The 26,598-nt window shown below is 42.8% G+C and carries 23 protein-coding genes and 1 tRNA gene; 10 read left to right on the top strand and 14 right to left on the bottom strand.

What is annotated here, in order from left to right:
* Positions 1 to 3: 3 nt before the first annotated feature.
* On the top strand, positions 4 to 1,209 hold the full coding sequence (locus ACW689_RS10380) for a methyl-accepting chemotaxis protein (RefSeq protein ID WP_476291046.1): 1,206 nt from the start codon (positions 4 to 6) through the stop codon (positions 1,207 to 1,209).
* A 17-nt stretch (positions 1,210 to 1,226) separates the two neighbouring features.
* Here the strand turns inward: ACW689_RS10380 and epmA are convergent, their stop codons facing one another.
* Together epmA and efp are read right to left on the bottom strand one after the other, a co-directional pair.
* Positions 1,227 to 2,201, bottom strand: coding sequence for an elongation factor P--(R)-beta-lysine ligase (epmA, locus tag ACW689_RS10375; protein WP_476291002.1), 975 nt, complete (start codon positions 2,199 to 2,201; stop codon positions 1,227 to 1,229).
* Positions 2,202 to 2,302: 101 nt separating this feature from the next.
* Positions 2,303 to 2,869 (bottom strand): elongation factor P, encoded by a 567-nt coding sequence (gene efp, locus ACW689_RS10370; RefSeq protein ID WP_476291000.1) that lies wholly within the window; start codon positions 2,867 to 2,869, stop codon positions 2,303 to 2,305.
* A 41-nt stretch (positions 2,870 to 2,910) separates the two neighbouring features.
* On the opposite strand from efp, the gene epmB reads away from it, so the two are divergent.
* Complete coding sequence (epmB, locus tag ACW689_RS10365) at positions 2,911 to 3,924, top strand: EF-P beta-lysylation protein EpmB (RefSeq protein WP_476290998.1); 1,014 nt, start codon at positions 2,911 to 2,913, stop codon at positions 3,922 to 3,924.
* A gap of 22 nt (positions 3,925 to 3,946) precedes the next feature.
* Here epmB and ACW689_RS10360 read toward each other — a convergent pair whose 3' ends face one another.
* Positions 3,947 to 4,156 carry a hypothetical protein gene (locus ACW689_RS10360; RefSeq protein WP_476290996.1) on the bottom strand — a complete coding sequence of 70 codons (210 nt, stop codon included), beginning with the start codon at positions 4,154 to 4,156 and terminating at the stop codon, positions 3,947 to 3,949.
* Positions 4,157 to 4,227: 71 nt separating this feature from the next.
* Here ACW689_RS10360 and ACW689_RS10355 point away from each other — a divergent pair, with 71 nt between their 5' ends.
* Entirely contained in the window at positions 4,228 to 4,521 is a 294-nt protein-coding gene (locus tag ACW689_RS10355) for a prephenate dehydrogenase (protein WP_476290994.1), read from the top strand.
* Between the two features lie 38 nt (positions 4,522 to 4,559).
* Here ACW689_RS10355 and ACW689_RS10350 read toward each other — a convergent pair whose 3' ends face one another.
* The 6 genes from ACW689_RS10350 to ACW689_RS10325 form a co-directional block, all read right to left on the bottom strand.
* Positions 4,560 to 5,045, bottom strand: a complete 486-nt coding sequence (locus ACW689_RS10350) for a DUF3016 domain-containing protein (RefSeq protein ID WP_476290992.1) — start codon at positions 5,043 to 5,045, stop codon at positions 4,560 to 4,562.
* 161 nt (positions 5,046 to 5,206) lie between these two features.
* Complete coding sequence (locus ACW689_RS10345) at positions 5,207 to 7,027, bottom strand: S41 family peptidase (RefSeq protein WP_476290990.1); 1,821 nt, start codon at positions 7,025 to 7,027, stop codon at positions 5,207 to 5,209.
* Between the two features lie 119 nt (positions 7,028 to 7,146).
* Entirely contained in the window at positions 7,147 to 10,209 is a 3,063-nt protein-coding gene (locus ACW689_RS10340; RefSeq protein ID WP_476290988.1) for an efflux RND transporter permease subunit, read from the bottom strand.
* Positions 10,206 to 11,273 (bottom strand): efflux RND transporter periplasmic adaptor subunit, encoded by a 1,068-nt coding sequence (locus ACW689_RS10335; RefSeq protein WP_476290986.1) that lies wholly within the window; start codon positions 11,271 to 11,273, stop codon positions 10,206 to 10,208. The genes ACW689_RS10340 and ACW689_RS10335 overlap by 4 nt, the downstream gene beginning before the upstream one ends.
* Before the next feature lie 319 nt (positions 11,274 to 11,592).
* The gene (locus ACW689_RS10330; protein WP_476290984.1) at positions 11,593 to 13,500 is read right to left on the bottom strand and encodes a flavin monoamine oxidase family protein; all 1,908 of its coding nucleotides are present in this window, start codon (positions 13,498 to 13,500) and stop codon (positions 11,593 to 11,595) included.
* Between the two features lie 146 nt (positions 13,501 to 13,646).
* Entirely contained in the window at positions 13,647 to 14,687 is a 1,041-nt protein-coding gene (locus tag ACW689_RS10325) for a S66 family peptidase (protein WP_476290982.1), read from the bottom strand.
* 357 nt (positions 14,688 to 15,044) lie between these two features.
* Between ACW689_RS10325 and ACW689_RS10320 the strand changes: the two genes are divergently transcribed.
* Entirely contained in the window at positions 15,045 to 15,815 is a 771-nt protein-coding gene (locus ACW689_RS10320) for a leucine-rich repeat domain-containing protein (protein ID WP_476290980.1), read from the top strand.
* A 397-nt stretch (positions 15,816 to 16,212) separates the two neighbouring features.
* Here ACW689_RS10320 and ACW689_RS10315 read toward each other — a convergent pair whose 3' ends face one another.
* The 4 genes from ACW689_RS10315 to ACW689_RS10300 form a co-directional block, all read right to left on the bottom strand.
* Positions 16,213 to 17,004: a toll/interleukin-1 receptor domain-containing protein gene (locus ACW689_RS10315; RefSeq protein ID WP_476290978.1), complete on the bottom strand. Its 792-nt coding sequence runs from the start codon at positions 17,002 to 17,004 to the stop codon at positions 16,213 to 16,215.
* A gap of 361 nt (positions 17,005 to 17,365) precedes the next feature.
* Entirely contained in the window at positions 17,366 to 19,012 is a 1,647-nt protein-coding gene (gene groL, locus ACW689_RS10310; protein WP_476290976.1) for a chaperonin GroEL, read from the bottom strand.
* Between the two features lie 49 nt (positions 19,013 to 19,061).
* Positions 19,062 to 19,349 carry a co-chaperone GroES gene (locus ACW689_RS10305; protein WP_476290974.1) on the bottom strand — a complete coding sequence of 96 codons (288 nt, stop codon included), beginning with the start codon at positions 19,347 to 19,349 and terminating at the stop codon, positions 19,062 to 19,064.
* A 114-nt stretch (positions 19,350 to 19,463) separates the two neighbouring features.
* Entirely contained in the window at positions 19,464 to 19,967 is a 504-nt protein-coding gene (locus ACW689_RS10300) for an FxsA family protein (RefSeq protein ID WP_476290972.1), read from the bottom strand.
* Between the two features lie 172 nt (positions 19,968 to 20,139).
* Here ACW689_RS10300 and cutA point away from each other — a divergent pair, with 172 nt between their 5' ends.
* The 6 genes from cutA (at position 20,140) to ACW689_RS10270 (ending at position 25,060) form a co-directional block, all read left to right on the top strand.
* Entirely contained in the window at positions 20,140 to 20,460 is a 321-nt protein-coding gene (cutA, locus tag ACW689_RS10295) for a divalent-cation tolerance protein CutA (protein WP_476290970.1), read from the top strand.
* Positions 20,460 to 22,244, top strand: a complete 1,785-nt coding sequence (locus ACW689_RS10290; RefSeq protein ID WP_476290968.1) for a protein-disulfide reductase DsbD — start codon at positions 20,460 to 20,462, stop codon at positions 22,242 to 22,244. Before cutA ends, ACW689_RS10290 begins: the two co-directional genes overlap by 1 nt.
* 203 nt (positions 22,245 to 22,447) lie before the next feature.
* Positions 22,448 to 22,900, top strand: a complete 453-nt coding sequence (gene aroQ, locus ACW689_RS10285) for a type II 3-dehydroquinate dehydratase (RefSeq protein ID WP_476290966.1) — start codon at positions 22,448 to 22,450, stop codon at positions 22,898 to 22,900.
* A gap of 29 nt (positions 22,901 to 22,929) precedes the next feature.
* On the top strand, positions 22,930 to 23,385 hold the full coding sequence (gene accB, locus ACW689_RS10280) for an acetyl-CoA carboxylase biotin carboxyl carrier protein (RefSeq protein WP_476290964.1): 456 nt from the start codon (positions 22,930 to 22,932) through the stop codon (positions 23,383 to 23,385).
* A 23-nt stretch (positions 23,386 to 23,408) separates the two neighbouring features.
* The gene (gene accC, locus ACW689_RS10275) at positions 23,409 to 24,749 is read left to right on the top strand and encodes an acetyl-CoA carboxylase biotin carboxylase subunit (protein WP_476290962.1); all 1,341 of its coding nucleotides are present in this window, start codon (positions 23,409 to 23,411) and stop codon (positions 24,747 to 24,749) included.
* Between the two features lie 234 nt (positions 24,750 to 24,983).
* A tRNA-Ile gene (locus ACW689_RS10270) sits at positions 24,984 to 25,060 on the top strand.
* A 454-nt stretch (positions 25,061 to 25,514) separates the two neighbouring features.
* Here ACW689_RS10270 and ACW689_RS10265 read toward each other — a convergent pair.
* Positions 25,515 to 26,576, bottom strand: a complete 1,062-nt coding sequence (locus ACW689_RS10265) for a DUF6765 family protein (RefSeq protein ID WP_476290960.1) — start codon at positions 26,574 to 26,576, stop codon at positions 25,515 to 25,517.
* Positions 26,577 to 26,598 lie beyond the last annotated feature (22 nt).

The following is a 26,598-nucleotide window of genomic DNA, read 5'->3' as shown; positions in this document are numbered from 1 at the left end:
TACATGCGCTTATACAACCAAATAGAACAAAGCTTTTTTTATACGCTATCGCGGAAAATCTTCGGTAATTTGAGTTTCGTGTTTTCTTTTCAAGTGATCACGCTTGTTTGGTTATATAACGAGCTTGACGCAAATAATGCGAGCATGGCGCTATTTTGGCTAATGGCACTTGGGGCCATCGCAGGCTTTGTATTCACGCTGTTTTATATGCGTTTTTTAATCGTCAGGCCGGTCAGAGCCATGCGCGATAGCTTGCAACAAGCGAATCGCCAAGATGGTAACCTCAATGCCACTTTACCAAAGTTCACTTATGACGAATTTAGGGAACTGAGTGAACAGTACAATACCTTTACTAAACACTTACGCCAGCTGTTAGCTAACACCTATGAAGGTGCGCAAACAGCAGCAACCAGCAACTACCAAGTCACACACTCCATGCAACAAACGGCCGATTTCGGTGCTGAACAAATCAATATGAGTGACTCCATTATTGCTGCCAGCGACCAAGTCACCCACAGCTTGCAAAGTATTGTGGTCAATACCGATCAGGTATACCAAGCGAATACGGAAAGTTTGCACTTTGTTCGCGGCTCATCGCAATCATTAAGCACTCTGGTTGACGAGGTTAAGCAAATCACCGTACTTCTGGGCAACTTCTCAACAACCGTCTCAGGATTAAAAGAAAACAGCGAAAACATCCGCAGCATACTAAAAATGGTGGAAGAGTTTTCCGACCAAACAAACTTGTTGGCATTAAACGCGGCTATTGAGGCTGCCCGAGCAGGTGAGGCAGGTCGAGGCTTTGCCGTGGTAGCAGACGAAGTACGTAGTCTATCGGTCAAGGTGAATGACGCCACTCGACAGATCAGTGACTTTATCAATCAAATGAACACCTTGGTTGGCGAGACTCATCGTGAGTCCGAACAACTGATCAGTCATTCAGAATCCGCAGAGCAGGCTATCAGTAAAACATCACAAGGCTTTGCTGATATGAGTCACGATTTTGAGCGTAATCAAGCCCAGCTAGAGCAAATCGCCAGTGCGGTGCATCAGTTGGAGTCCACGCAAGCGCATACGCACGAAGCAGTACAACAAATTGTGACGCTGGCTCAACAAGCGAAAACACAAATTGATGCGGCACTGCATGACTGTCAAAAGGCACAACAACTAACCGAAACCACACAAAAAGAATTACAGCGCTTTGTGTAAGTCAAAAGACGCGAGCATTAAGCTCGCGTCACATCAAAAGCAATCACTTCAGATATTTTCTTTTTATCAAGTGCTAACATGATCAGCCTGTCCACGCCAAGCGCAACCCCCGAACAAGCGGGTAAACCATGCGCTAATGCGCCCAAAAATAGCCTATCGACTTCAACTGGGTTTAATCCCATTTCAGTACGTAAAGCGTTATCATCAGCAAAACGCTGTGCTTGTTCTTTGGCGTCTGTTAGCTCGTTAAACCCATTCGCTAACTCCATCCCTTTAAAGTACAACTCAAATCGCCCTGCAACACGAGGATCGTCTTGATTTAGCTGCGCCAAGGCTGCTTGGGATGCGGGAAAATGATATACAAAACAAGGCGCTTCTAGACCGATTTTAGGCTCTATTTGCATACAAAATAGTAGTTGTAATAAGGTGTCTCGATTCGTTTCTTCACGGGCTATATCTTCATAGCCATAGTTACTCGCCACGACTTTGAGTTCTTCAAGTCTGGCTGTAAGGGGATCAATACTAAGTACATCTAAAAAGACTTGTTGATAAGAGATCCGCGTGCAAGGCGGACACGCTAACAGCGCTTGCATCAACTGTTCAATTTCATCCATTAAAGCAAACTCATCAAACCCGGGACGATACCATTCCAGCATAGTAAATTCCGGGTTGTGATGACGACCACACTCTTCGTTTCGAAAAGCCTTTGCAAGCTGATATATCGCACCACTGCCCGCAGCGAGCAGGCGTTTCATTGCAAATTCAGGAGATGTCTGTAGGTATAGATCCAATCCACCTTGATTACCCGGCCCAACAAAGCGTGTTTTAAAACTCGCTAGGTGCACATCGGTGACACTGGCTGAACATAAACTGGGAGTTTCGACTTCCATCACTTCACGCTGCGCGAAAAAAGCACGGATCTTTGCCAAGATTTTTGCCCGCTGTTGTAGTGTCTCAATACAGGCGCTCGGTGCCCAAAGTTGCTCTGACATGATAGTTCTCTTGAAAAATAAAATACTGCTCAAACAAAAATCCCAGCGCTAAGCTGGGATTTTCAATGATACTGCCCAACCCGTGAGCACATACATGTGTATTATTTTACACGGCTCACGTATTCGCCTGAGCGTGTATCAACACGGATCACTTCGCCAATTTGAACGAATAATGGCACGCGTACCACAGCACCAGTGCTCAACGTTGCTGGTTTACCGCCAGTACCCGCTGTGTCGCCTTTAAGGCCAGGATCAGTTTCTGTGATCTCAAGCTCCACAAAGTTAGGTGGTGTTACTGCAATTGGGTTTCCATTCCACAAAGTGATGGTACATACGTCGTTTTCAACTAACCATTTTACATTGTCACCTACCGCTTTCTCATCCGCTGCGATTTGCTCAAACGTATCGTTGTTCATGAAGTGCCAGAACTCACCGTCTGTGTATAGGTATGCTAAATCCGTATCCATTACATCTGCGCCTTCTACTGAATCGCCAGACTTAAAGGTTTTCTCTAACACTTTACCAGAGATCAATTTGCGGATCTTAACACGGTTAAAAGCCTGACCTTTACCCGGTTTAACCATTTCATTTTCTAAGATGGCACAAGGTTCGCCATCTAACATAATTTTTAAGCCGCCCTTGAACTCGTTGGTGCTATAATTCGCCATCGTATCCTCTAATCATCTTTTATCGAGTAATAAACCTGCTAATGATACAAACAAATGAAGTAAATTTGCATAGTAACTGGCAAAAAGAATTGGCAAATGTTGTCACTTGTCCAAAAACTTTACTCAATATGTTGGGTTTGAGCGACCATTTTGACACAAAAGACCTTGAAGCAAGACGTTTATTTCCCGTACGCGTGCCACAGGCCTTTATCAAAAAAATGCGTTATGGCGATCCAAACGATCCTTTGTTACGCCAGGTAATGCCTGTACATCAAGAGTTTTTAGCCAAAGCAGGTTTTAACAAAGACCCATTACAAGAACAACAAAGTGCACAACCGGGTTTGTTACACAAGTACCGCTCTCGTGTGCTCGTGATGCTCAAAACGGGTTGTGCTGTCAATTGCCGCTACTGTTTTCGACGTCATTTCCCCTATCAAGAAAATCAACTAAATAAGCGTGCCTTGCTCGATGTTGTTGATTACATCAAACAAAACCCGCACATCAATGAAGTGATTTTGAGTGGTGGAGACCCGCTGATGGCCAAAGATGATGCCATCGCTTGGCTGCTTGATCAGCTTGAACCATTGACGCAGTTAAAACGTTTGAGAATTCACAGCCGCTTACCAGTGGTTATGCCATCAAGAATCACAGACACACTCTGCGCCCGTTTAGCTGCAAGCCGTTTAAAAATCATTTTGGTGAATCACATTAACCATGCCAATGAAATTGATGAGGTATTCACACAAACTATGCGTACGCTAAAGCAATCTAACGTCACCTTGCTTAACCAAGCGGTATTATTGAAAGATATTAACGATACAATCGAAGCTCAAATCGCTTTAAGTGAAGCACTCTTTGATGCTGACATTTTGCCGTATTACTTGCATCTATTGGACAAAGTGGAAGGGGCGAGCCATTTTGATATTTCAACGGCACAGGCACAAACGCTGATGGCTGGCATGCTCGCCGAGTTGCCAGGCTTTTTAGTACCTAAATTGGTAAGAGAAATCGGTGGCAAAACAAGCAAGACACCGATTGATTTACAGCTAGAGTAAGCAATAAAATCGTATAACCGTGTTATACGTAAACGTTGATATTGTTACCCAAACTTGCTGTGGTTGATTTTGCGGGACTTTGTGCTGCAGCACTACTCCCAGCGGCTTCAATCAAAGCAAGTGCCGCTCTTCCTTCTGCTTGCTGCTGTTTTTTGGCTAAAGAAGCGCTGTAAACCTCACCACTTCCACCAGTACCAGACATCACAGGCAGGTTATTTCCGGAAATATTCATAGGCGTTACCTGACTTTTTAAATGAATCCAAGTAGACTATCGGCCGTTTTAGCAATAACTTTAGGAAAAATATGCACGCCATCATTGAAAAATTGAATGAAAACCTAAAAGTTGTTTATCGTCAGTCACTTGATGCTGATAAAAAATTAGACGAATTACAGCAGCAAGGTCATGGCAAATTTAAGGCTCTATTTACCGAAGAAGCCGGTTTTGATTTTGAAGCAAAACGCTTCAAGCCCTATGTGCTAGATGTAGCAGCAAATGTTAAATCACTCAGTGAAAGTGAACAGCTTGATGAGCAATTACTAAAAACGACCGTGCAAAAACTCCAACACCTATTGCAATTGCTCGCGACATTCAAATAAATTGATAGCAGCGCATAACAACATGCGCTGCACAAATATCAACCACGAGTTGCTTTTAATACATCGTTTTCAAACCACTCTGTCAGCAAACGCTTTTCATAGTTAAGTGGTTCATCTCTTCCTCGTTTTAGCTTGTCCATAAACGACATATCTTTTAGCTTTTTATCTTTCTCATCAAGTATCAACTCGCCCTTAGGATCTTTCAGCGTGTAAGCTAAATCTAGACGTGGAAAATAGATCGGCTTTACAATACGAATATCATCCATGTTAAAGCGTACATCGCCAGCTAAATCAATGTCGTTAAAAGTCAGGTTGAGGTGATAGCCTTCAGGTAAGCGCTGAGCTAATTTGGCTACGTGTTTTTCCAATTGCTCGGCAATTCGTTTGTGGTACGAACCTCTGGTTTCTTTTCCTGGTCTCACATCTCGATATTCCTTAAAGTCTTTAAAATTAACTTTGGCCTCACCAGCTTGTACCACACCACCAACCAGTAAGCTTGCTAGCAAAATTGTGAACTTGTTCATACTTACATTCTCCAAACAGCGAATTCCTGTGTAAGTTACTCTAGCTAACTTACACAGGCCTGTCTTTTAGGTTTACGCTCTTTTACACATATTATCAATAATGCATATTCTTCGTAGTATTACCAAGTATTAAGCAATTTATAGCACTGCATTAGCAACACCTATTGCTCATTAATACTCTGTAAAATGTGCTCATAGGCCGCGTCAAGTTGATTATCAGTCCCATCAACTATGGACTGGCGCGAAATAGGCACTATCATGTCAGGGCTTATCCCTTGTGCGATGAGTGGTTCACCATTGTTTTTAGTAACACGCATCCCTGTGTACCAGAAGACGACTTCAGGCCCCTCATCATGAACAAAAATAGGGCTACTCACCACATTACCATTAATACCACGCGTTTTTTCACCCATAATTGGAATGCCTGCGTTTTGCACATAAGCCAAGGCGTGTTCGTTTTGACTCACGCTGTCTCTTGACGACAGCGCAACCACTGGCACTGACAAATTAAACTCGCTCACTTGTGTATATTGCTCAAGCACTTCTATGTAGGCATCATGCTGATTTGGGCTTCTTTGCCAGTTATAGTACATCGGCGCTGCACTAATAGCTTGCTCACTGAACCAACTTAACACCTCTCGCCATGCTTGAAAACTAGCTGGGTAATACCTCAAGTCAATAATAATCCCTTTGGCTAAAGCCAGTTGAGTTTTAATTGCTGCTATATCTTCAGGGGTGACGTTGTATATCACCAAATGATGAATATCATTTTCCAATACACTATGGGTATAACCATATCGACGCACGAGCTTCTCGCCTACCACTTCAATTTCCGCAAACGGCTGTGGCTCTAACATCACGGAATATTCTGTCCCATTAGGGCGTTGAAAGCGTATTTCTGCCGAAACTTGCTCCGTACGGCTTTGTGTGAGTTTAAGACCCCACCTTTGCGCCAAGGATTGAGATGCTGCCATCCATTTTGATTCTTCATCTGCGAGAACACCGATAGCGGTGTTATCCATGGCGATGATTTCATCTCCCAAAGCTACCTTGTCCAACACACTTTCCGAGGCTTGCACGATTAGCGGCTTATTCTCAACATAATCGAGCCTTAAAGGAAATTGCCACACCAAATCGCCAAACGGATTAGCCTCATTTGGTAATTGCACATGGACATGATTGTCCTGTAATAGCTTCAATGAAGTCGAAATGTTATCCCAAGTTGCTCTTGCATCATCGACCGTGCAACTGGCTATCATTTTACGTAATTCAGGCTGCCAATTAACCTCAACGTCGTCAAAGTAAGGCCAGAAATGTTGGATCTCGGCCCATATATGGCTGGCACTCGACATGCAAATTTCGGTATCTAATATTGAGCTACTTAGCGCATATTGCTTGTAACCCTCATAAAGCCTGCCTTGTTCCGCATCACCCGCTTTGAGATATAAGGGAATATGTAAAGCTTGGCCGAACAAGGTGGTTGAGTAGAACCATTCATTAGCAAGGCGTTGGTCCTCCTGTAACGCTTTGTATTCACCCGAAACCAGTTCTCTTGTGTATACATCCTCTGCGATCGAACTATTTGCAAGCCATGTTTTTACTTGCTCTGATGCATTGGGCTCAACGGGTATAGAGCCATTCGTTACTAAAGGCGCAATCCCTTGCAACAACTTCAACGAAAGCTGTGCCCGTTCATCGTGAGGCACTTGGCTTAATTGAATAATTGATTCCGCAACGAATACATCCCACTTAGAATCAGCAACACTTTGACTGGGATAGAAAAACTTGATTTGATAAGCAACTTCAGAAAACAACGCAATATCCGTGATGAGCTGCTCTGAATATGAGATTTGTGGGCGACTTTTTAGCTGAGTGCTCGTTTGAGGTAGTGGTTTCATTTTGCTCGACTCTTTGTCATCTGAGCTACATGCACTCAAGAATATGAATTGAAACAAAACTAGCAATTTTATAATTATTTTCATTTTATCATTCCTTTATTAATCACTTTCATTCCTAAAGCAATTAATAACGTAAATGATTATTTAATCAAACTCAAATAAATAAAAAGGGCCAAGAAGCCCTTTTATAATAAAAATAAAATTTAGTTTTTATAAGGGAGAGAAAATAACAATGCGTACAACACTGGTATTATGCCCAACGTTAATATTGTTGAGAACAATAACCCCCCCATAATACTAAGCGCCATTGGCTCCCACATTTCCCCGCCTCCAAGGTAAAGCGGTAATAACCCCAAGACCGTCGTAGCCGTTGTTAGCAAAATAGGCCGCATACGGGCTTGGGCTGCCATAATAATGGCTGTAATTGGGTCATCTGGTAAATTATCTAATTCCGTTTTAATACGTTCTAATAATACAATGGCATTATTAATAACGATCCCAGCAAGAGAAATCACCCCGAGTAAAGTCATAAAACCAAAAAACGATTGCCCGATAAATAACCCCGCAACCACCCCGATAAATCCGAGTGGGATGGTGACTAAAACCATAAATGATTTACGAATAGAGTTGAATTGAGCAACCAGTAACAACACGATGATCAGCACTGCTATCGGGAGTTTCTCAGCAATTGAGTCATTTGCCTTGCCAGATGATTCAGCTTCCCCACCCAATTCGTAGCTATACCCAAATGGCCAGCTTTGTTGCTGCTCATCTAACCATGGTGTTAATGCTGCAAACCCCTCACTGGCGGTAATACCGTCAAGTTGCGCTCCTATGACTACAGATTTAACACGATCACGACGAAACACTTGTGCGCTTTCCCACACCACTTGCACATCCGCCACTTGTTGTAGCGGCACAGAATTTCCCGACGCTTGCGCGTAAACCACCATGGCTTTGAGCTTGGCAATATCTTGTCTATCTGAGGCCACGGTGCGCAATATCACAGGGATCGTGTCTTCTTTTTCACGATATTGTGTCAACTCCACACCACTGAGCCCAGTTTGTAGTGACATGGCAATATCTTCACTCGACACACCGGCCCTGCGCGCTTTAGCTTGATCGATATTAATTTCCAGCTTCTTGATGGGTAGTCCCCAATCATCGCTTATCGCTTTTAAACCAGGGGTTTGCCGCATCTTGTCTTTAACCCGCTGCGCAATGGCCATCAGCTGTGCTTTATCTTCACCAAGCAAACGTATTTCAACCGGATTACTAATGGGTGAACCATTTTCAATCTTACGTTGTTTTAATAGCAGATCAGGGTACTGACTCAACGCATACTCTTCAATCTCAGTCATTACGGAGTCTATTAACTTATAGTCCGTTACAGAAACAATCATTAAGGCATAGTTAGAACTCGTTGGCTCAGGAGTATGTGTGAGCAAAAAGCGCGGACCGCCATTGCCGATATAACTCACCCACTTAGTGACACCTTGAGTACGCGCTTCATTAACTAAAAGGGCCTTATTCAGGTGTTGCTCAATATCTTCAACCATTGCTTGCGTGGTTTCTAAGCGAGTTCCAACGGGTAACTCTAATTCCACCTTAAAATAAGTGCGGTCGGAAGGAGGAAAGAACAACTTAGGAATAAACTGTAACCCCTCAATCGCCAGCACCAACATCAGCACGCTTGCCCCCACTGTTAGCCAGCGAAAGCGTAATAACTTGGCCAGCATCGCTCGATATAACACATATACCCAGCTACCAAACTCTTCTTGTTCAGTGCTATTCACGCGCACAAAGTACACACATAGCATTGGGATCATCGTCATAGCAAGCAACCAAGAGCAGAGCAGTGTGATAGTAACCACCTTAAATAGTGAGGCGGTATACTCCCCCGTCGCTGACTCGGCTAAAAAGATAGGTAAAAATGCGGCTCCAGTGGTCAAAGAGGAGACTAACAATGGGATCTTCAATTCCTGTGCCGAGTCAACCGCGGCTTCAATGGCCGCTTTGCCTTTTTCCATTTGCACCATGATGTTTTCCGACATCACAATGCCATTGTCCACCAGCATGCCAAGTGCAATGATCAGCGCAGCCAAAGAGATCTGATCGATGCTGATATCAAAAAATGACATCACTAGAATACCCAGCACCATACTCATAGGAATTAAACTGGCGACAATTAGTCCTGTACGTAACCCCAAACTAAATAGCATCACCACAGTCACAACTAAAATGGCTTGCACAAGGTTTGAGATAAAATCATTCACCTTCTGCTCTACTTCTTGCGGTAAAAACGACAACAACTGAAACTCAACACCTATCGGATATACGCTTTCCAAACGCTTTAGCGCTTGTTTCACTTGTTTGCCCAGCTCTAAATTATTGCCGCCTTTGCGCATTGAAATTGCGATAGTTAGGCCACGCTCGTCCCCAACTCTCACCTTAGACTTAGGAGGTTCAATATGATCACGATAGACCTTGGCAATATCCGACAACAAAATCACCTGTTCACTGCCGGGCACATTGATAATGGTATTGGCAATTTCGGATACAGACTCAAAGTTACCACTTGGTTCAACAACTAAGGTTTCATCACCCACATATAACGAGCCTCCAGGATTAACAATATTACGTGCGGCCAACTGCTGGCCCAAAATGCTCGCCGATAGCTCTAGCGCCGCTAACCGACTATTTTCAAATTCAATAAATACACGCTGCTCTTGCAGCCCATAAATATCTACCTTGGCGGCTTCGGGTAATCGCAATAAAGTGTCTCTCACTTGTTCAGCGACATCTTCCATTTCTCTGTAGCTGTAACCTTCAGCAGTTAAACCGATGACAATGCCAAATACGTCACCAAATTCATCATTCACAATGGGAGGGTGCGTACCATTGGGTAAGTCTGGCTCGATACTTTGAATTTTTCGGCGCAAATTGTCCCAAATGGGGCGCATTTCTTTGTAACTTTCTTTGATGTTAACACTGACAATCGACACACCTGTTTTGGATGTACTTGTGACAAAATCAAGCTCAGGTATTTGCTGCACGACTTTTTCAATTTGGTCTGTCACTAACTCCTCAACTCGCTGGGGACTGGCACCAGGAAAGTGGGTAACAACCTGCGCGGTTCGAATAATAAAGCCGGGATCGTAGTCTTTCGGCATTTTGTTAAAGGCCAATATGCCAAACAGCAACATGGCCGCAAAAATCACCCATGCCGTGCGGTCATTCTCAAGGGCTAAACGAGTAATATTCACTGTTCGCCTCCTGAGAATTTCACCATTTGACCGTCGGTCAGTTTACTCATGCCTGCCGATACCACATGTTCACCCACACTTACGCCGCTGTTGAGTTTAAATCCGAATTGCGTCATTTCACCGATTGTCACTGGGGTTTTAGTCACTTTCCCTTTACCTTCCCCCACCGACTTCACGGTCCACACATAATTACCACTGTCGTCTTTCATCACTGTTTTGATGGGTAGATAAATCGCTTTTTGCCCTGAGTCGGATAAACTTGAAAATACTTTGGCGGTCATGCCGGGTAAAATGTTATATCCTTGTGGAGGTGTCATACTGAGTGTGACTTCATAAGTCTTTGTGATCTCATTCGCTTTCGTGCTTACCTCAACAAACGCCAGTTCAAAGCGCTTGTCTTCAATAGCAGAGAATTCTGCGTAAACTTGCTTTGGTGTTTCTTTTGACACCGTGATCATCACACTCTCTGGTACATTCACCTTGATATTGACCGTTTTGATGTCTTGCAAGGTGGCAATGGGTTGCTTAGCTTGTACCTCTTCAAACTGCTCGATTTGCGTACGCGCAACCACCCCACTAAACGAGGCATGCAGCGTGGTGTATTCGAGGTTATTTTTAGCTGATGCGAGACTGTTTTTAGCACTGGCAAATTGCAGTTTTAGTTGGTCAAAATCGGCTTTGGAAATTGTGCCAGTTTTTAAAAGCTTCTCAGCTCTACCAAAATCAGCACTGGCTTTTTCGAATGACGCCTGCGCTTCATCTAATGCCAGCCTGTAATCGGTATCATCCAATACAGCTATGACATCTCCCCGATTAACTTCCTGCCCTTGCTTCACCAATAGCTTTTTCACCTCTCCCGGCACTTTAAAAGCCAACTCAGCGGTATTGGCCGCATCCACCACCCCCGGAAACTCTTGCACTGGCCCTTCGTGAAACAAGCTCACCGTTAATGTTCGAACAGGCCTTAGTTGCTGTTCAGTATCTTGTGATTGCTCACTGGGACTGCATGCGACAGTTAATAAACAGCTGAGTATTAAAATAAGATGATTGCGAACCATAACCATGATGTGCTCCTGCAAAGATGGCTTCAACGACAAAGCCTGTTTTAATAGTTGATAGATGTGTATCAGCAGTTGACCTAACGGTGAACTCGGTCAAATTTTAGTATGCTAAAAATATGGCACCGATAACTCTTTGATTCAAATAATTAACTATAAAACTTATGTGACGAACGTTTAGGGCGTGTTGATGTTTTAAGTATGATTTTCGTTCAATACAGGCTTTCAATAGCACAATGACTACTGCAAAAACACACTGCAAAGGCCAACACGCCCTAATACAGCCTAAGAACTAGCCAGTGAGTACTGGCTAGTCAGCAAAACGCTACACACCTTCAACCATCAGACGTGTATCTGGTAGGTAAGATAAATGAGGTACAGCCAAGTCAGGGCGTTCGACTCGGCTGATTGCATTTAACGCTGATGCAATGGCTCCTTCTTGCCAGCCCGGTAATGAAGATAACTGATCACCAATGACAAAAAAGTTTGGCTGTGTTGGCACGCTGCCTGCGGCATTCACTCGGCTTCCCTGGGCCAAGGTGTTAAAGTGCTGAACCGCATTGCCTGCTTGCTCTTCAACCGCATGCCACTGTGCCCAACCACCTTTAATATAAGGCATGTTTTGCCAGGCAATGGCCACGCCTTGCTCTAACCCTTCACCAAAGGCATTACCAAACTTCTTAGCACCAGCACGTGCTTTGTCGAGGCGCTCATCCACAGACAACTTACCCCACTCATAGGCCACTTTAGAGAAGTTATAAGCACCGGTGAGTACCCCTTTTTGGTCATGATAAGCACAAGATGGATACCAAATCTGCACAATGTCATCATCAGTCCAAGAAATCCCGCCAAAAATGGGGACCACCCCTACCTCAGAATCAGGCACCGTGAGTAATGGATCAGCGCATTGTGCGGTATTGCGCACTTTAACTTGACTGCCTTGCCATAAATAGCGGTCCGCTTGCCAACCCACCTTAGTTGTACAGGCTAAAAATTTATCTTGGTGCTCACCACCATCATCAAAAAACTGTGCACTATATACCGCTTGTAGCGACGCTTTGAACTTAGCGTCAAGTCCTGTACTACTGTTTGGATCTTGTAGTGACTCATCCAAAATTTCTTTTAAGAATGGGATGGCCATATTGATAAAACAGTAATCGGCATAATGTATATCAACCTCCGTGGTGCCCAGTTTGCTTACCGAAATCGCAAATTGTGCGCGGGATTCATCCCAGCGTATGTTTTTCACCGGGCTGTTCAAGTGCACTGTACCGCCGAGCGCCGCAACTTGCCGTGCAAAAGCATGTTGTACTTGGTCCATGCCTCCCACAGGCTGGAATAACGTTGCTTGCCATAGGAAATCAACAGGCTGGTAAAAACGCGTTTTATCCCAAAATTGCGATTCTAACAGACTATTAAAACTGAGCGGCTCCGCGGTCACCCCCGCTTGTACACCCGGTAATTCGGTATATCCTGCACGGGTTTTGCCATTTTCCATCCCCGCTTGCCCAGCACTGGTGACATACTTTCCATTGTCATCCAATTCACCAAAGCTGATCATCAGCTCTTTGAGCTGCGCCGCGCGTGTTGTTACATCACACTCTGCCACTTGGCATTCAGTGCTACGCACCAGCTGCTCAGCATTGTCAAACACCAGCTGTGCCAACCAACCCCGCGTGTTGTGATCCAAACGACGATAAACCAACGGCATACCATTAAAGCTGTCTTTCATTTGTACTAGGTTGGATTCGCTATTCATTACGTATACTTCAACATCAACGCCAAACTCTTTTAAATAAGACAGCAAACGCTTATGGCTTGATGGAATACGACCAGGGCCTGCATTCAGGTATGGCTGACTGTCACCTAAAGGCTGTTGAAAACGGACCACTTGTGTTTGACCCGGCTTGGAGTTGAACAGTTGACTATCTTGGTCTTCTGTCAAGGTATCACCCGTTCGAAGGCTTAAACAACGCCCGCCAGTGCGGTTTTGCGCTTCAAGTAAAGTGACCTCCATACCTGTTTTTTGCTGCAATAATTCATATGCTGCAGTTAATCCAGATACACCCGCGCCAACAATAATGGCTTTTTTTCCTGTAAATTTACCAGTGGTTAGTTTCACAGGGCCCGGTGTGACTTGAAGTTGCTGGTTAGTCGCGTTATCCAGTGCCGCGTGTGCTTTTGCTTTGGGGTGAGCATTTAAAAACTTTGCCCGAGATTGGTGGTTATCCATGATATTCCTCCTAGAAATGTAGGCCGGACAGTTCCGACATACAATCGCGCGCATTGCGATCCATCTAAAACTAGCTGAGTAATTCCAAAATGCGAATTACACCATCTTACTTTAGCTGGCAGCTTTTCTAGGAAGGTTGAGGATTGTTATCTTAATATCTGCCGTATTTTCCCTGCGCCCTCATAAAACTCTACTTGCGCATATGCACCGTTAAATAACGTCAGATTGGGTGGTAAATGACCAATATCAACATCATAAATTACGGGAATTGGCAGCTCAGCTATAACATCTAATAGCGCTTGTTCGCCGCTAAGCCCTTGTGCACTGGCCTCACTCACTGCATTGCGCCCAATCAGCAAGCCATTTACTTGTGACAGCACACCTTTTAGCTTCAAGCTCAGCAAAGCACGCTTTAACGCCGTAGGGAGTAACTCTGCATTTTCTAAATACAAAATAATACCGTCATCAATGTAGCGTTGCTTCAGCGCTTCCCAATCAAAGTACGGTGTGCCTATCAAATACTGCAAAGTATCTAAACACCCTCCTATCAAGCGCCCAGCCATTTGTATATTGCTTTGTTTTGCTACGGCTTTCCATTGCGTCGCTTCTGTCAGGTTTAGGGTTGTATTTGGGTTTTGTGCGAACGACTCTCCGTGTAATTGATAATGTTCAGACGAATGTTGCACAAAGTCATAACCAAACTGAGCGCGCTGTAGATGCTGCGATGTTTGCTGTGTCAGTGGCTCTGATTCACGTGAGTGTAATTGCATTAAATTAGCACAGTGGGCCGTTGACCAACCCAGTCGGTTCGTTAAGCACGTCGCGAGCGTACTGACATCAGAAAAGCCAAATAACCACTTGGGTTTTGCTGTTTTCAGACGCTCAAAATCTAATAAAGGCAAAAGTTCCATAGTAAAATCACCACCCCATGGTGGTGCAATGGCATCAATGCTGTCGTCACATAAAAATGCCATCAACTCTGTTGCTCGCTCTTCTTTGCTGGCACTTACATGTAAGGTATTTTCACGCAGGCATTGGCCTTCAATTACTTCAAAACCCTGATTGTGTAGGCTTGTCAGCACACCCTCCAATCTAGAATGGCATGACGCATCAACACCAGCTGAAAATGCAGTAACGGCGATTTTACTACCTGGTTGTAACTTCGTGGGGTAAACAATTTGCTTCACAGAGAGTATGGTTCCTTAATAATTTGGGCAATGTCATTCTTTTTGAGGCGTAGCTTTGTCATTCTTCTTGTTTAAAATTCAATAAGCCTCATACATAACCTTATAACAATACATCCTCGCCCCCTACAGAAAATAACACTTTTATACAAAATACGATTACCCTTTCCAGAAAAAGATTAAAGCAATTGATATTAAAGAACTTTATGGAGTAGGTGAGTCTTACACGATGTAGAGTTAAAAACTGTAAGTAATACATTGGTTAAGATTTAATTCATTTTTACAGCAGTACTGTTTGTACGCACTCAGATGTAAACACTCGACTAGAGCGCGAAACAAAAACTTTAAAAGGAATTTCTTATGAAATTAAATATATATAAATCAATCTTTGTCACGATCGGTGCCGTTGCCTCATTTTTCTCGCAAGCACAAACCAACTTACAAGACATACAATTCAAAGACGATGAATTTAAGGCCTGTGTTTTAGATCAGGCGTACTGGAAAAAATACCAAACAACTGATGATGTGACTTCGCTACGCTGCGCACATAATTCAATAAGCAACGCCGATGAAATCACGCTATTTCCTAATTTGCAAAACTTAACGCTACAACAAGGTAGCCTAACCAACATCGACCTGAGTCAATCACGAAAACTGGAAACGCTCAGTCTATCCAATATGCCTATAGATAGCTTAGACCTTCAGCATAACCCTAAGCTCAATATGTTACGCGTTATAGGCACAAATGTGAGCGAGCTAGATACCTCTCATAACCCTGAGTTAGAATATTTACAGGTTCATCACAATAACCTTTCATACTTAGACATCAGCCACTTAAGTCAACTCAAGAGCTTGTCTGCGAGTTATAATCAGCTTACTCATTTGTCGCTAGGCACGCACCCAAAGTTGACCACCGTCTATCTCAATCATAATGCGTTAAGCTACTTAACTATGTACAAGTTGCCTCATGTTGAATACTTAAATATCAGTAACAATAACTTTGCCACACTAGAAGTTTTGCACAACAAGCAACTTCATATTCTCCATGTTGAGCAAAACCCGTTAACACCAAACGCAAAGCAACACTTAAGCACGATGAGCCAACTAAGAAACTTCTATCTATTTGATTAAAAAAGACTCATGCCCAGTGTTAGTAAAGCACAATAGCATTGGGCTAACGCCATTTTTTGTTCAAGCTTTGCTTATTTGTTCTTAATATTATTTTATACCCTAAAATGATGACGCTTTAGCAAATTACAGACACAAAAAAAACCCTAACATCAAACTGTTAGGGTTTTTCTATAAAGCGTTTAGTGCTTAGGAGGTGATGTTTATCACATCATGCCGCCCATATAGCACTTAAGTTTTTGTTTTATTTAAATTATTCATATGGGGAAAAGTGACGATATCCCACTTTATACCCCCAGGGTGAAATAAAGGATAAATTTTTATTTTTCATTTAGTTACCTATATCAATAAAGCGCCAGCCGAGCTTTTTGCATGCTTTCACAATTAAATTATTATGTTTTCATTTTACCGCTGAAAGAATATCATCCAAACCCGAGTTATAATCGTGCGAGAAATTCGCGTACTTCTTCATTTTTAGAAGAGGTGGAATATTGCAATCTTCTAATAACAATGGAAGAACTTGAATGCGCCCACTTTCTATTTCATCCCAATATTTAGTATGCCATTCTCGCTCAACCCACTCAGACTTAACCGAGTTTTCAGACAATACGACAACTATGAAATCAGCGTCATCAAGACCTGATTCAATCCTTTGTGGTATTGAGTCCCCAACTTTTATTTCCCACTCATCTAACCATGGTGAATGACCAAAGTGAGTTAAATCCGCACAAAATTTTCTTACAAACTCTTTATCCTTTGATGAGTGTGAAACAAAAATATTCCTACCCTCATCATTCACTCTATAGCGAGCATCCATCATTCTCTCGTAAAGTTCATTTTCAACCCAAAGAAGTTCTGTAAATTCATATACATCAGGTAAGTCTTTGTTTTGAAGGCCCCAACCATGCAATTTATCCCTTAGCTCCAATCTTCTCCTTCTCAAATCTTCAGTTGTAGCAGGAGCTAAGTACCTATGAGGAATCTCTATGTACCCCCTACATTCCGAAAGTGAACCGAAGTATACAATCGCATATTCATCACAAGAAATATCATCTGAACCTTCATCCCATTCACAATTATTTTCAGACTCAAAACCGTCATCATCATAATTACCAATTCGCCCTTTGTGGGGGCCAGCAATAATCAACACTGTACCAAACAATAATTCACTCATCATTTCCTTTGAAAACATAACGGCTTACTCTTTACCAAAATAGTGTTTAAACACGCCAAAACAGCCATATTTTTTACCTTACATAATGCCGATATACAAACAAATTGTAAATAAAGGGTTACTCACCACAGAGGTAAAGGGTCAAAAGGATGCTCGAACGCCTCGACGGAGCTTAGAACAAATCCACTATCCTGAAGGTACATTACAAAGCAGTCGCTCTCTTTTGCGCTCTAAAAACAACACATGGGCGTAAAATCGATACCCCACTTTATACCCCTAAAATGATGCGCTTTAGCAAATTTCAGACACAAAAAAACCCTAACATCAAACTGTTAGGGTTTTTTCTAAAAAGCGTTTAGTGCTTAGGAGGTGATGTTTATCACATCATGCCGCCCATACCACCCATGCCGCCCATGCCGCCCATATCAGGTGCAGCTGGCTCATCTTTAGGTAGTTCAGCAACCATTGCTTCTGTTGTGATCATCAAACCAGCAACCGATGCTGCATACTGCAGTGCAGAACGCGTTACTTTAGTTGGGTCAAGAATACCCATTTCGATCATGTCGTTGTACTCACCGTTTGCCGCGTTGTAACCATAGTTACCTTCGCCTGCTTTAACGTTGTTAACAACTACAGATGCTTCGTCACCCGCGTTTGATACGATTTGGCGAAGTGGTGCTTCCATGGCGCGAAGTGCAACTTTAATACCGTGGTTTTGGTCTTCGTTATCACCTAGTAGCTCAACAAGTTTGTTCGCTACACGTACAAGTGCAACACCACCGCCCGGTACTACGCCTTCTTCAACCGCTGCGCGAGTTGCGTGTAGTGCATCTTCTACGCGGTCTTTTTTCTCTTTCATTTCAACTTCAGTAGCTGCGCCTACTTTGATTACTGCAACACCGCCAGCAAGTTTTGCCATACGCTCTTGTAGTTTTTCTTTATCGTAGTCTGACGTTGCTTCTTCGATTTGTGCTTTGATCTGTGCAACACGGCCATCAATACCTGCTTGCTCGCCAGCACCATCAATGATGGTTGTATCGTCTTTAGTGATCACAACGCGCTTAGCTGTACCTAGGTCTTCTAATGTTGCTTTTTCAAGCTCTAGGCCAATCTCTTCAGAGATCACAGTACCGCCAGTTAGGATAGCGATGTCTTGTAGCATTGCTTTACGACGGTCGCCAAAACCAGGGGCTTTAACCGCAGCCACTTTAACAATACCGCGCATGTTGTTTACAACAAGCGTTGCCAGTGCTTCACCTTCAAGGTCTTCAGCAATGATAAGTAATGGCTTGCTAGTTTTAGCAACGGCTTCTAACGTAGGTAGCAATTCACGGATGTTTGAGACTTTTTTATCTACAAGTAGGATATGTGGGTTATCTAGTTCAACCGCACCTTTTTCAGCGTTGTTGATGAAATAAGGTGATAGGTAACCACGGTCAAACTGCATACCTTCAACAACATCAAGTTCGTTCTCTAGTGATTGACCTTCCTCAACAGTAATAACGCCTGACTCACGGCCTACTTTTTCCATTGCGTTTGCAATGATGTCACCAATTTCGCTGTCAGAGTTAGCTGAGATAGTACCAACCTGTGCAATTGCTTTAGTGTCAGCACAAGGTACTGATAGCTCTTTTAGTTCAGCTACCGCTGCTGCAACGGCTTTATCAATACCACGCTTAAGGTCCATTGGGTTCATACCCGCTGCAACCGCTTTTAAGCCTTCGTTTACGATAGATTGTGCAAGTACTGTCGCCGTTGTAGTACCGTCACCCGCAGCGTCATTTGCTTTAGACGCTACTTCTTTAACCATTTGTGCGCCCATGTTTTCAAACTTGTCTTCAAGCTCGATTTCTTTAGCGACAGAAACACCATCTTTAGTGATCACAGGTGCGCCAAACGACTTGTCTAAAACAACGTTGCGGCCTTTAGGGCCCAATGTTACGCGTACTGCGTTTGCTAAAATGTTTACGCCCGCTAGCATTTTTGTACGAGCATCGTTTGCAAATAAAACTTCTTTTGCTGCCATGATAAAAATTCCTATTAAATTTGGTTAGTTTGAAAAATGAAAAGTAGGATTAGCCTACAATGCCCAAAATGTTATCTTCACGCATGATCAGGTACTCTTGACCTTCGATCTTTTCAGTTTTTTCAACGTAAGAGCCAAATAGCACGGTGTCGCCTGCTTTTACTTCAAGCGCTATTACTTCACCATTGTCTAGCACGCGGCCATTACCTACAGCGATAACTTCACCACGAGTTGACTTTTCTGCGGCAGAGCCAGTTAATACAATACCGCCAGCAGATTTTGTTTCTTCTTCAAGACGCTTGATGATTACGCGATCATGTAAAGGACGAATGTTCATTAGTTATGTTCTCCTAACAGTTTCTGAACAACTACAGAAAAATACTTATAAATTCAGTTGCCTTCATTTATGGGGATGGCACTTTAAAAACCCAAGTAAAAAAGTGAAAATTTTTTAATCTTTTCGCTCAAATTCACCTTCAATGGTGCTAGATGATGTAGGTCGGCTATTTTCACGCGAAGTACCCTGCTGTTCAAATTGTTCAAACGTGTGATGTGAGCTTTTAAACGTGGTGTGTTGCTGGTGCATATTCGATTGCATTTTTACCGCCACTTGACTGATAAGCAGCTTTGCTAGACGCCCTCGAATGGCGGGTGTGAGCAACATAAAACCAATTGCATCAGTCATGATCCCTGGCGTCATCAACATCACGCCTGCAATAATCACACAAAGCCCTGAAAACAATTCACTTGCAGGCATTTGCCCTTGTGCCATTTGCCCTTGTACATTGGTATACGCACTCAACCCCTGTTGTTTCACTAATTTTGCACCGAGCACTGCGGTTAACACGACCAATGCGATGGTTGCAAACCCACCAATAATATCGCTGACTTGAATAAGCAGTGCGATCTCAATAATGGGCACCACAATGAATAGTACAAATAAAATTCGAAACATAATTTCTCCTAATTTAATGAAACTTAAGTATGGGTTACTCGGTCTCATTTCAAGCCTTGTATTACTTAGCCCAATTTGACCCTTAGTTTTTCTTTAATCTATAGACACTTGGGCTCTAAGAAGGTTTGAGCTACTATGGCAAAAGTTTATTTATTCGATAATGGACATAAGCATGACACCCCAATATAAGTTGGTCATGAGCACCTGTGAGACAAAAGAAGAGGCGCAAACGCTAGCACACCACTTAATCAAGTTAAAACTTGCAGCATGTATCAATATTTTACCGGGCGTAGAGTCAGTTTATATGTGGCAAGGTGAGGTTGTGCAACAAACTGAATTTAAATTACTGATTAAAACAAAGTCAGACAAAATTAACGGAGTGATCCAAGAGATAAAGGAAGTACATAGTTACGATGTACCTGAAATTCAGGTCGTTGATATCTCTGGCGGCAACTTGGCTTACTTTAACTGGATGGACGAGGTACTTAATTAATGCGCACGCTGCTGTTTATTTTTTCATTACTCTGGTTATTACCAGCTCATGCAAACAACGACATTCTTGACAGCCTACTTGAACCAAAACAAAGTACATTCTTGCCTGTAAATGAAGCGTTTAAGTTCGACTTTGACCAACAGGGCAATATTTTATTTACTGGTTGGGATATTAAGCCAGGCTACTACTTATATAAGAAGAAACTCGAGATCATCGCCAAAAATGCCGACATCAAAGTGCCTGAATACGCTAAAGGCAAAATGATTGAAGATGAGTTTTTTGGTCAAACAGAGGTGTACTTTAAGTCATTTTCTGTGGTGTCTAAACTCAGCAATATCGGCGAAGATGCCGTTGTGAAGATACGCTATCAAGGTTGTGCCGAAGCAGGCTTATGTTATCCACCAGAAGTGATAACGCTCCCTTTAAGCCCTTTAGCCATGGTCGATGACGCAAAAAGCACTCCTATAACCGCAAGCCAAGAGTCATCTGCCAAAGTAGACGAACCAAGCGCTTCACTTTCGTTTACAGAGCAACTTGCTCAACAAAGTTTACTGACCAACTTAGCCATTTTCTTTATGGTCGGGGTGGGGCTAGCATTTACGCCCTGTGTATTCCCAATGTTTCCCATTCTATCTAGCTTGATCGCAGGTCAGCAAGGTTTGTCTACCAAAAAAGCGTTTAGTTTGTCGTTTGTATATGTGCAAGGAATGGCTGTTACTTACGCGCTATTGGGCTTAGTTGTGGCCGCTTTAGGTGGACAAGTACAAGGTTATATTCAGCACCCAGCCGTGCTTATCAGCTTTAGTTTATTATTCGTATTACTCGCTATGTCGATGTTTGGCTGGTACGAAATTAAATTACCCAGTGGACTGATGAACCGCTTAACCGCCATGAGCAATCAGCAAAAAGGCGGTAATTATGCTGGTGTATTTGCGATGGGCGTACTGTCAGGTCTAATTGCATCACCTTGTACTACCGCACCACTATCGGCCGCATTACTCTACGTCGCACAAACTGGTGATTACTTTATTGGTGGCATTACTTTATACGCTTTGAGCTTGGGTATGGGATTACCACTTCTACTACTTGGTACATCTGGTGGTAAGTTACTACCAAAAGCAGGGCCTTGGATGGAACAAGTTAAAACGCTCTTTGGTTTTATCATGCTCGTGGTGCCGCTTATTTTACTTGAGCGAATTGTCGATTTTGATACTATTTTATGGCTAAGCTGTGCCCTAATGCTTGCTACTGCCCTGTATATGCATCATTGGCAAAGCCAACAAGCTGCTAGTAAATTTAAAACACTCCTTTGGGCTGCATCGAGTATTTTACTGGTCAGTTCATTAATGTTAGGTAAGCAGCTCATTTGGCCAAGTAAAACAATCAACATCTCTTCACAAGCGCAAGGGGAGAAAAAGTTCCAACTCGTTGATGACCTTGATGAGTTAGAGGCCGCCATCGAAAAAGCGAATGATAATGGCCAAATTCCGATCGTCGACTTATATGCCGATTGGTGCGTTGCGTGTAAAGAGTTTGAAAAATACACATTTTTTGAGCCATCTGTACAGAAACAGTTTCAGAATTTCTCGTTGTTAAAGTTAGATTTGACGCAAAATGACGAGAAAAGTATAGAAATCATGAAAAAATTCAACGTTTTTGGCTTACCTACTATGTTGTTCTTTGGTAAACAAGGAGAAGAACTTGCTGAACTCAGGATTACTGGGTTTATGGGCCCTAAAGCCTTCACTGAGCACTTAGAGAAAGTGCAAAAAGCAGTACAATAACGTCATTTTTAACCATTCCGGCCCAATGTGGCCGGAACTTTTCTTCTGATTAGACCAGTATTTTGCTGCTATTTTCCCCGAAATATCTATAATACTCAGCTAAAGTGAGAAAAAGTTGCTATTTCAGCTTTAACAGCTTAAGTTAGAGTCATCTACTACCAAACATACTGTTTGTTTTCTTATTTAAGGGAATTTCACGGATTATGAGCGCAAAGTTAAAGATTTTAGTCTTAAATGGTCCAAACCTTAATATGCTTGGTTGCCGTGAACCAGAAACGTATGGAACACAAACATTGGCAGACTTAATCGACTTGTTAAATGAGCAAGCGAAACAGTTAGGTGTCTCTCTCTCACATTTACAAAGCAATAGCGAAGCAGAGCTTATTGGCGCAATCCATGATGCTTGGCAACACATTGATGCCATCATCATCAACCCTGCGGCATTTACACATACCAGTGTGGCTCTAAGAGATGCTTTGCTAAGCGTGAATATACCTTTTTATGAAGTGCATATAAGTAATGTGTATGCACGAGAGCCATTTCGCCAAAAGTCGTATTTTTCAGACGTGGCGCAAGGCGTGATATGCGGATTAGGGGCAATGGGCTATCAAGCAGCACTCAACGCTGCGGTCAGTCGATTGCACAATAGAAAATAAAACAAATTTAAACTAACAGGCGGGTCATTATGGATATTCGCAAGATTAAAAAACTTATCGAATTAGTAGAAGAATCTGGTATTGCTGAACTAGAAATCACCGAAGGTGAAGAATCAGTACGTATCAATCGTTATAGCAATGCACCAGTAGTTGCACAGCCTCAGCAGTTTGCAGCGGCTCCAGCACCTGCGGCAGCGCCGGCTCCTGCGGCACCAGCGGCTGAAACAGCAGCAGCTCCGGCAGCACCAACAGGTCATCAAGTACTTTCTCCAATGGTTGGTACATTCTACGCAGCAGCGTCTCCTGAGGCACCAGCTTATGTTGAAGTGGGTAAATCTGTGCAGGTAGGCGATGTACTGTGTATCGTTGAAGCAATGAAAATGATGAACCAAATTGAAGCGGATAAAGCAGGTGTTATCAAAGCTATCTTAGTTGAGAATGGTGAGCCAGTAGAGTTCGACCAACCGCTATTCATTATTGAATAATTACGCAATAGAAGGCAAATGCTATGTTAGACAAAGTAGTCATTGCGAACCGAGGTGAAATTGCACTTCGCGTATTGCGTGCCTGTAAGGAGCTTGGCATTAAGACTGTTGCGGTTCATTCGACCGCAGACCGTGATCTTAAGCACGTATTACTTGCAGACGAAACAATTTGTATCGGTAAGCCACCAGCTTCAGAAAGTTACTTAGATATTCCACGTATTATCGCAGCAGCAGAGGTAACCGATGCAGTTGCTATTCACCCAGGATACGGTTTTTTATCTGAAAACGCAGACTTTGCTGATCAAGTTGAGCAAAGTGGCTTTATCTTCATTGGCCCTAAGGGCGATACTATTCGCTTAATGGGTGATAAAGTTTCAGCAATCGAAGCGATGCGTAAAGCTGGCGTGCCTTGTGTACCAGGTTCAGATGGTCCACTGACAGACGATAACGAGCGTAATGTTCAAATCGCAAAGCGTATCGGTTACCCAGTGATCATTAAAGCTGCCGGTGGCGGTGGTGGTCGTGGTATGCGCGTTGTGCGCAGTGAAGCTGAGCTTGTTGATTCAATCGCCCTTACGCAACAAGAAGCAAAACAGTTCTTTGGTAATGGCATGGTTTACATGGAAAAATTCCTAGAAAACCCACGCCATATTGAAGTGCAAGTACTTGCTGACGGCCAAGGTAATGCAATCCATTTAGGTGAACGTGACTGTTCAATGCAACGTCGCCACCAAAAAGTGGTAGAAGAAGCGCCGGCTCCAGGTATTACCGCCGAAATGCGTAAATTCATCGGTGATCGTTGTACGCGCGCATGTATCGAAATTGGTTACCGTGGTGCTGGTACGTTTGAGTTCTTATATGAAAACGGTGAATTCTACTTTATTGAAATGAATACCCGTATTCAGGTAGAGCACCCTGTGACAGAAATGGTTACTGGTGTTGATCTAATCAAAGAACAATTAAAAATTGCAGCAGGCCAACCATTGTCTATTACACAAGATGATGTTGTGATCCGTGGCCACGCAATTGAGTGTCGTATCAATGCTGAAGACCCAGATACTTTCATTCCATCACCGGGTAAAATCACACGATTCCACCCTGCTGGCGGTTTAGGTATTCGCTGGGATAGTCACATTTATGCGGACTACTCTGTACCACCGCATTATGACTCCATGATAGGTAAACTAATCACCTATGGTGAAAACCGTGATGTGGCGATTGCCCGCGCACGCAATGCGCTCAATGAATTGGTGATAGATGGCATCAAAACAAACACGCCACTACACAAAAAGATTTTAGCGGATGAAAATTTCCAAAATGGAGGCACGAACATCCACTATTTAGAGAAAAAGTTAGGTTTATAACCATTCTCTTAAGAAAGCCGACAGTTGTCGGCTTTCTTTATTCCTATAACAAAAACATCATAATGTGTTATGGATATGGAATGTAATTGACGCAAAATTAACCATTTGATTTACAGATAGTTAAATTTATAGATTTTGCTAGTGACAAGGCTTTTAAAAGTTTTTATACTGCTTCCCGCTTACTGACACAAAGTAAGTAAACACTTAACACTCACATCCGTGAGAGTTATAAATGGCCCCTTAGCTCAGTTGGTTAGAGCACACGACTCATAATCGTTAGGTCCCCAGTTCAAGTCTGGGAGGGGCCACCATTTTTCCCCTTTGAAACAACCAAGATTCAGTAACTTATAAAGCATCGGTTATTTGAAATCGTATTTCGATTATTAGTGTCAAAGCAGTGCCAAAAAAGTGCCAAAAAAGTGCCAAAAAAGTGCCAAAGCAGCCATAAAAAAACCGCGATAAACGCGGCTTTTACAAATGCTCTTCTATCAAGCTGTACTGGCAACTTTATATTCTTTAGCCTCTCTTACCAGGAAAAGTATAGAAAATAGCTGTAACGCTAAAACAAAGCGCTTCATTGTTGAAAAGTTGTGCCAGCATTTTTTAAGTATTTCCTACCCTATAGCAATTATGTAACTCGTGTTATAGATACTTTTTCAACCAATTAACCAGCTCTTTATTGGCTTCTTATTTGTGTTTTGTCAGCCCGTAGTTGTCGTTGGGATATAGCACCAGTTTACGTGGGGCATTATGTTTTCTTTCATTTTACGCCACACAAATGCCATAGCGCGGTAAAACAACATCAATGATGCTCAAACGATGCTGCTTAGCTGCATCATGAAAAAGCTTCCAATCAGATGATAAAAACGAGTGAGAAAATTCGTATTCATCTTCATCGCAATCATGAAGTTCCGTGCCCAGTGCTGCGTGTTTCCAAGAACCTTTACCTTTGGCAATATATGTTAGCTGATAACCACCTACATCAAACTCATCTCTTGCGATGGCTTCTAACCATAGTGCGAGACGCTCTTCTGCGCAGTCCATATCAAAGTTTCTGAAACAAGTACTGAATTTTTCTTTGAGGCCATTGCTCAGGCCTAGTTGAGGCTTATCGAGATAGCGTTGATACACTTTGCATAGCTCGTTCGCTGCTTCCAAAAAATCGATGGGGTTGTTGCGTTCAATGTGCACCCCAAGCCCATTAATATAACTCCAATGTTGATGCGGTAAGTCTGGGTTAGACAAAGCTTGACCATGCCCTAAGCTTGGCAACTCATCTTGCACTATATTTTTAAAGTAATTGGCCACTTTTTCAGTCCAATGAACGTCAATTTGACCATTGTGATCTTTAATATCTCTAACATTGTTGATTTCATGCTGCACCCCCGCAAACCCTTGATGGCCCCAAGTATCAATAAAAACGTGTGATGTGATACCGAGGCGATGCAGTGCATAAGGCCTATGTTTGTCTGCAATACATTCACTGACCATATCTTTGGCTACAAATGAGTTGGGTTTACACACTAATTTATGAATAAATCGGCCCGATGCGTGACTGCCTGCGGGTAAACCAGCGTTACCAGGTAGAAAATGAAACGGCACCCAAACTTGTCGATTTTTGAGACTTTGTAAGTTCCTATAATCCAACATTTTGTGGGCCGTCGTGATGCGCTCGTAGGCTGCACCATTATCGAACCTGATTTGCCCTTCGTTGGTTGCATCATCAACATATTGAGAAGCATGCGCAATGACTTGTGCTTGTTCGTTACTGAATCCTGCGGCTTTAGCAACAACCCAAGTCATTGCAAAGTGAAGATCTATTTGCATTAACAGTCCTTATTTAAACTTA

The sequence above is a fragment of the Pseudoalteromonas sp. ABE4_541 genome, assembly GCF_056312285.1.
This window is presented reverse-complemented; position numbering and strand designations above follow the sequence as displayed.

Bases quoted from the DNA above. Each gene is read 5' to 3' on its own strand.
- efp (WP_476291000.1), bottom strand. From the start codon at position 2,869: ATGGCGAATTATAGCACCAACGAGTTCAAGGGCGGCTTAAAAATTATG.
- ACW689_RS10335 (WP_476290986.1), bottom strand. From the start codon at position 11,273: ATGGTTATGGTTCGCAATCATCTTATTTTAATACTCAGCTGTTTATTA.
- ACW689_RS10355 (WP_476290994.1), top strand. From the start codon at position 4,228: ATGCACGCCATCATTGAAAAATTGAATGAAAACCTAAAAGTTGTTTAT.
- accB (WP_476290964.1), top strand. From the start codon at position 22,930: ATGGATATTCGCAAGATTAAAAAACTTATCGAATTAGTAGAAGAATCT.
- ACW689_RS10360 (WP_476290996.1), bottom strand. From the start codon at position 4,156: ATGAATATTTCCGGAAATAACCTGCCTGTGATGTCTGGTACTGGTGGA.
- ACW689_RS10265 (WP_476290960.1), bottom strand. From the start codon at position 26,576: ATGCAAATAGATCTTCACTTTGCAATGACTTGGGTTGTTGCTAAAGCC.
- ACW689_RS10315 (WP_476290978.1), bottom strand. From the start codon at position 17,004: ATGTTTTCAAAGGAAATGATGAGTGAATTATTGTTTGGTACAGTGTTG.
- ACW689_RS10345 (WP_476290990.1), bottom strand. From the start codon at position 7,027: ATGAAAATAATTATAAAATTGCTAGTTTTGTTTCAATTCATATTCTTG.
- groL (WP_476290976.1), bottom strand. From the start codon at position 19,012: ATGGCAGCAAAAGAAGTTTTATTTGCAAACGATGCTCGTACAAAAATG.
- ACW689_RS10290 (WP_476290968.1), top strand. From the start codon at position 20,460: ATGCGCACGCTGCTGTTTATTTTTTCATTACTCTGGTTATTACCAGCT.
- epmA (WP_476291002.1), bottom strand. From the start codon at position 2,201: ATGTCAGAGCAACTTTGGGCACCGAGCGCCTGTATTGAGACACTACAA.
- ACW689_RS10305 (WP_476290974.1), bottom strand. From the start codon at position 19,349: ATGAACATTCGTCCTTTACATGATCGCGTAATCATCAAGCGTCTTGAA.
- cutA (WP_476290970.1), top strand. From the start codon at position 20,140: ATGACACCCCAATATAAGTTGGTCATGAGCACCTGTGAGACAAAAGAA.
- ACW689_RS10380 (WP_476291046.1), top strand. From the start codon at position 4: ATGCGCTTATACAACCAAATAGAACAAAGCTTTTTTTATACGCTATCG.
- aroQ (WP_476290966.1), top strand. From the start codon at position 22,448: ATGAGCGCAAAGTTAAAGATTTTAGTCTTAAATGGTCCAAACCTTAAT.
- epmB (WP_476290998.1), top strand. From the start codon at position 2,911: ATGATACAAACAAATGAAGTAAATTTGCATAGTAACTGGCAAAAAGAA.
- ACW689_RS10300 (WP_476290972.1), bottom strand. From the start codon at position 19,967: ATGTTTCGAATTTTATTTGTACTATTCATTGTGGTGCCCATTATTGAG.
- ACW689_RS10330 (WP_476290984.1), bottom strand. From the start codon at position 13,500: ATGGATAACCACCAATCTCGGGCAAAGTTTTTAAATGCTCACCCCAAA.
- ACW689_RS10320 (WP_476290980.1), top strand. From the start codon at position 15,045: ATGAAATTAAATATATATAAATCAATCTTTGTCACGATCGGTGCCGTT.
- ACW689_RS10350 (WP_476290992.1), bottom strand. From the start codon at position 5,045: ATGAACAAGTTCACAATTTTGCTAGCAAGCTTACTGGTTGGTGGTGTG.
- accC (WP_476290962.1), top strand. From the start codon at position 23,409: ATGTTAGACAAAGTAGTCATTGCGAACCGAGGTGAAATTGCACTTCGC.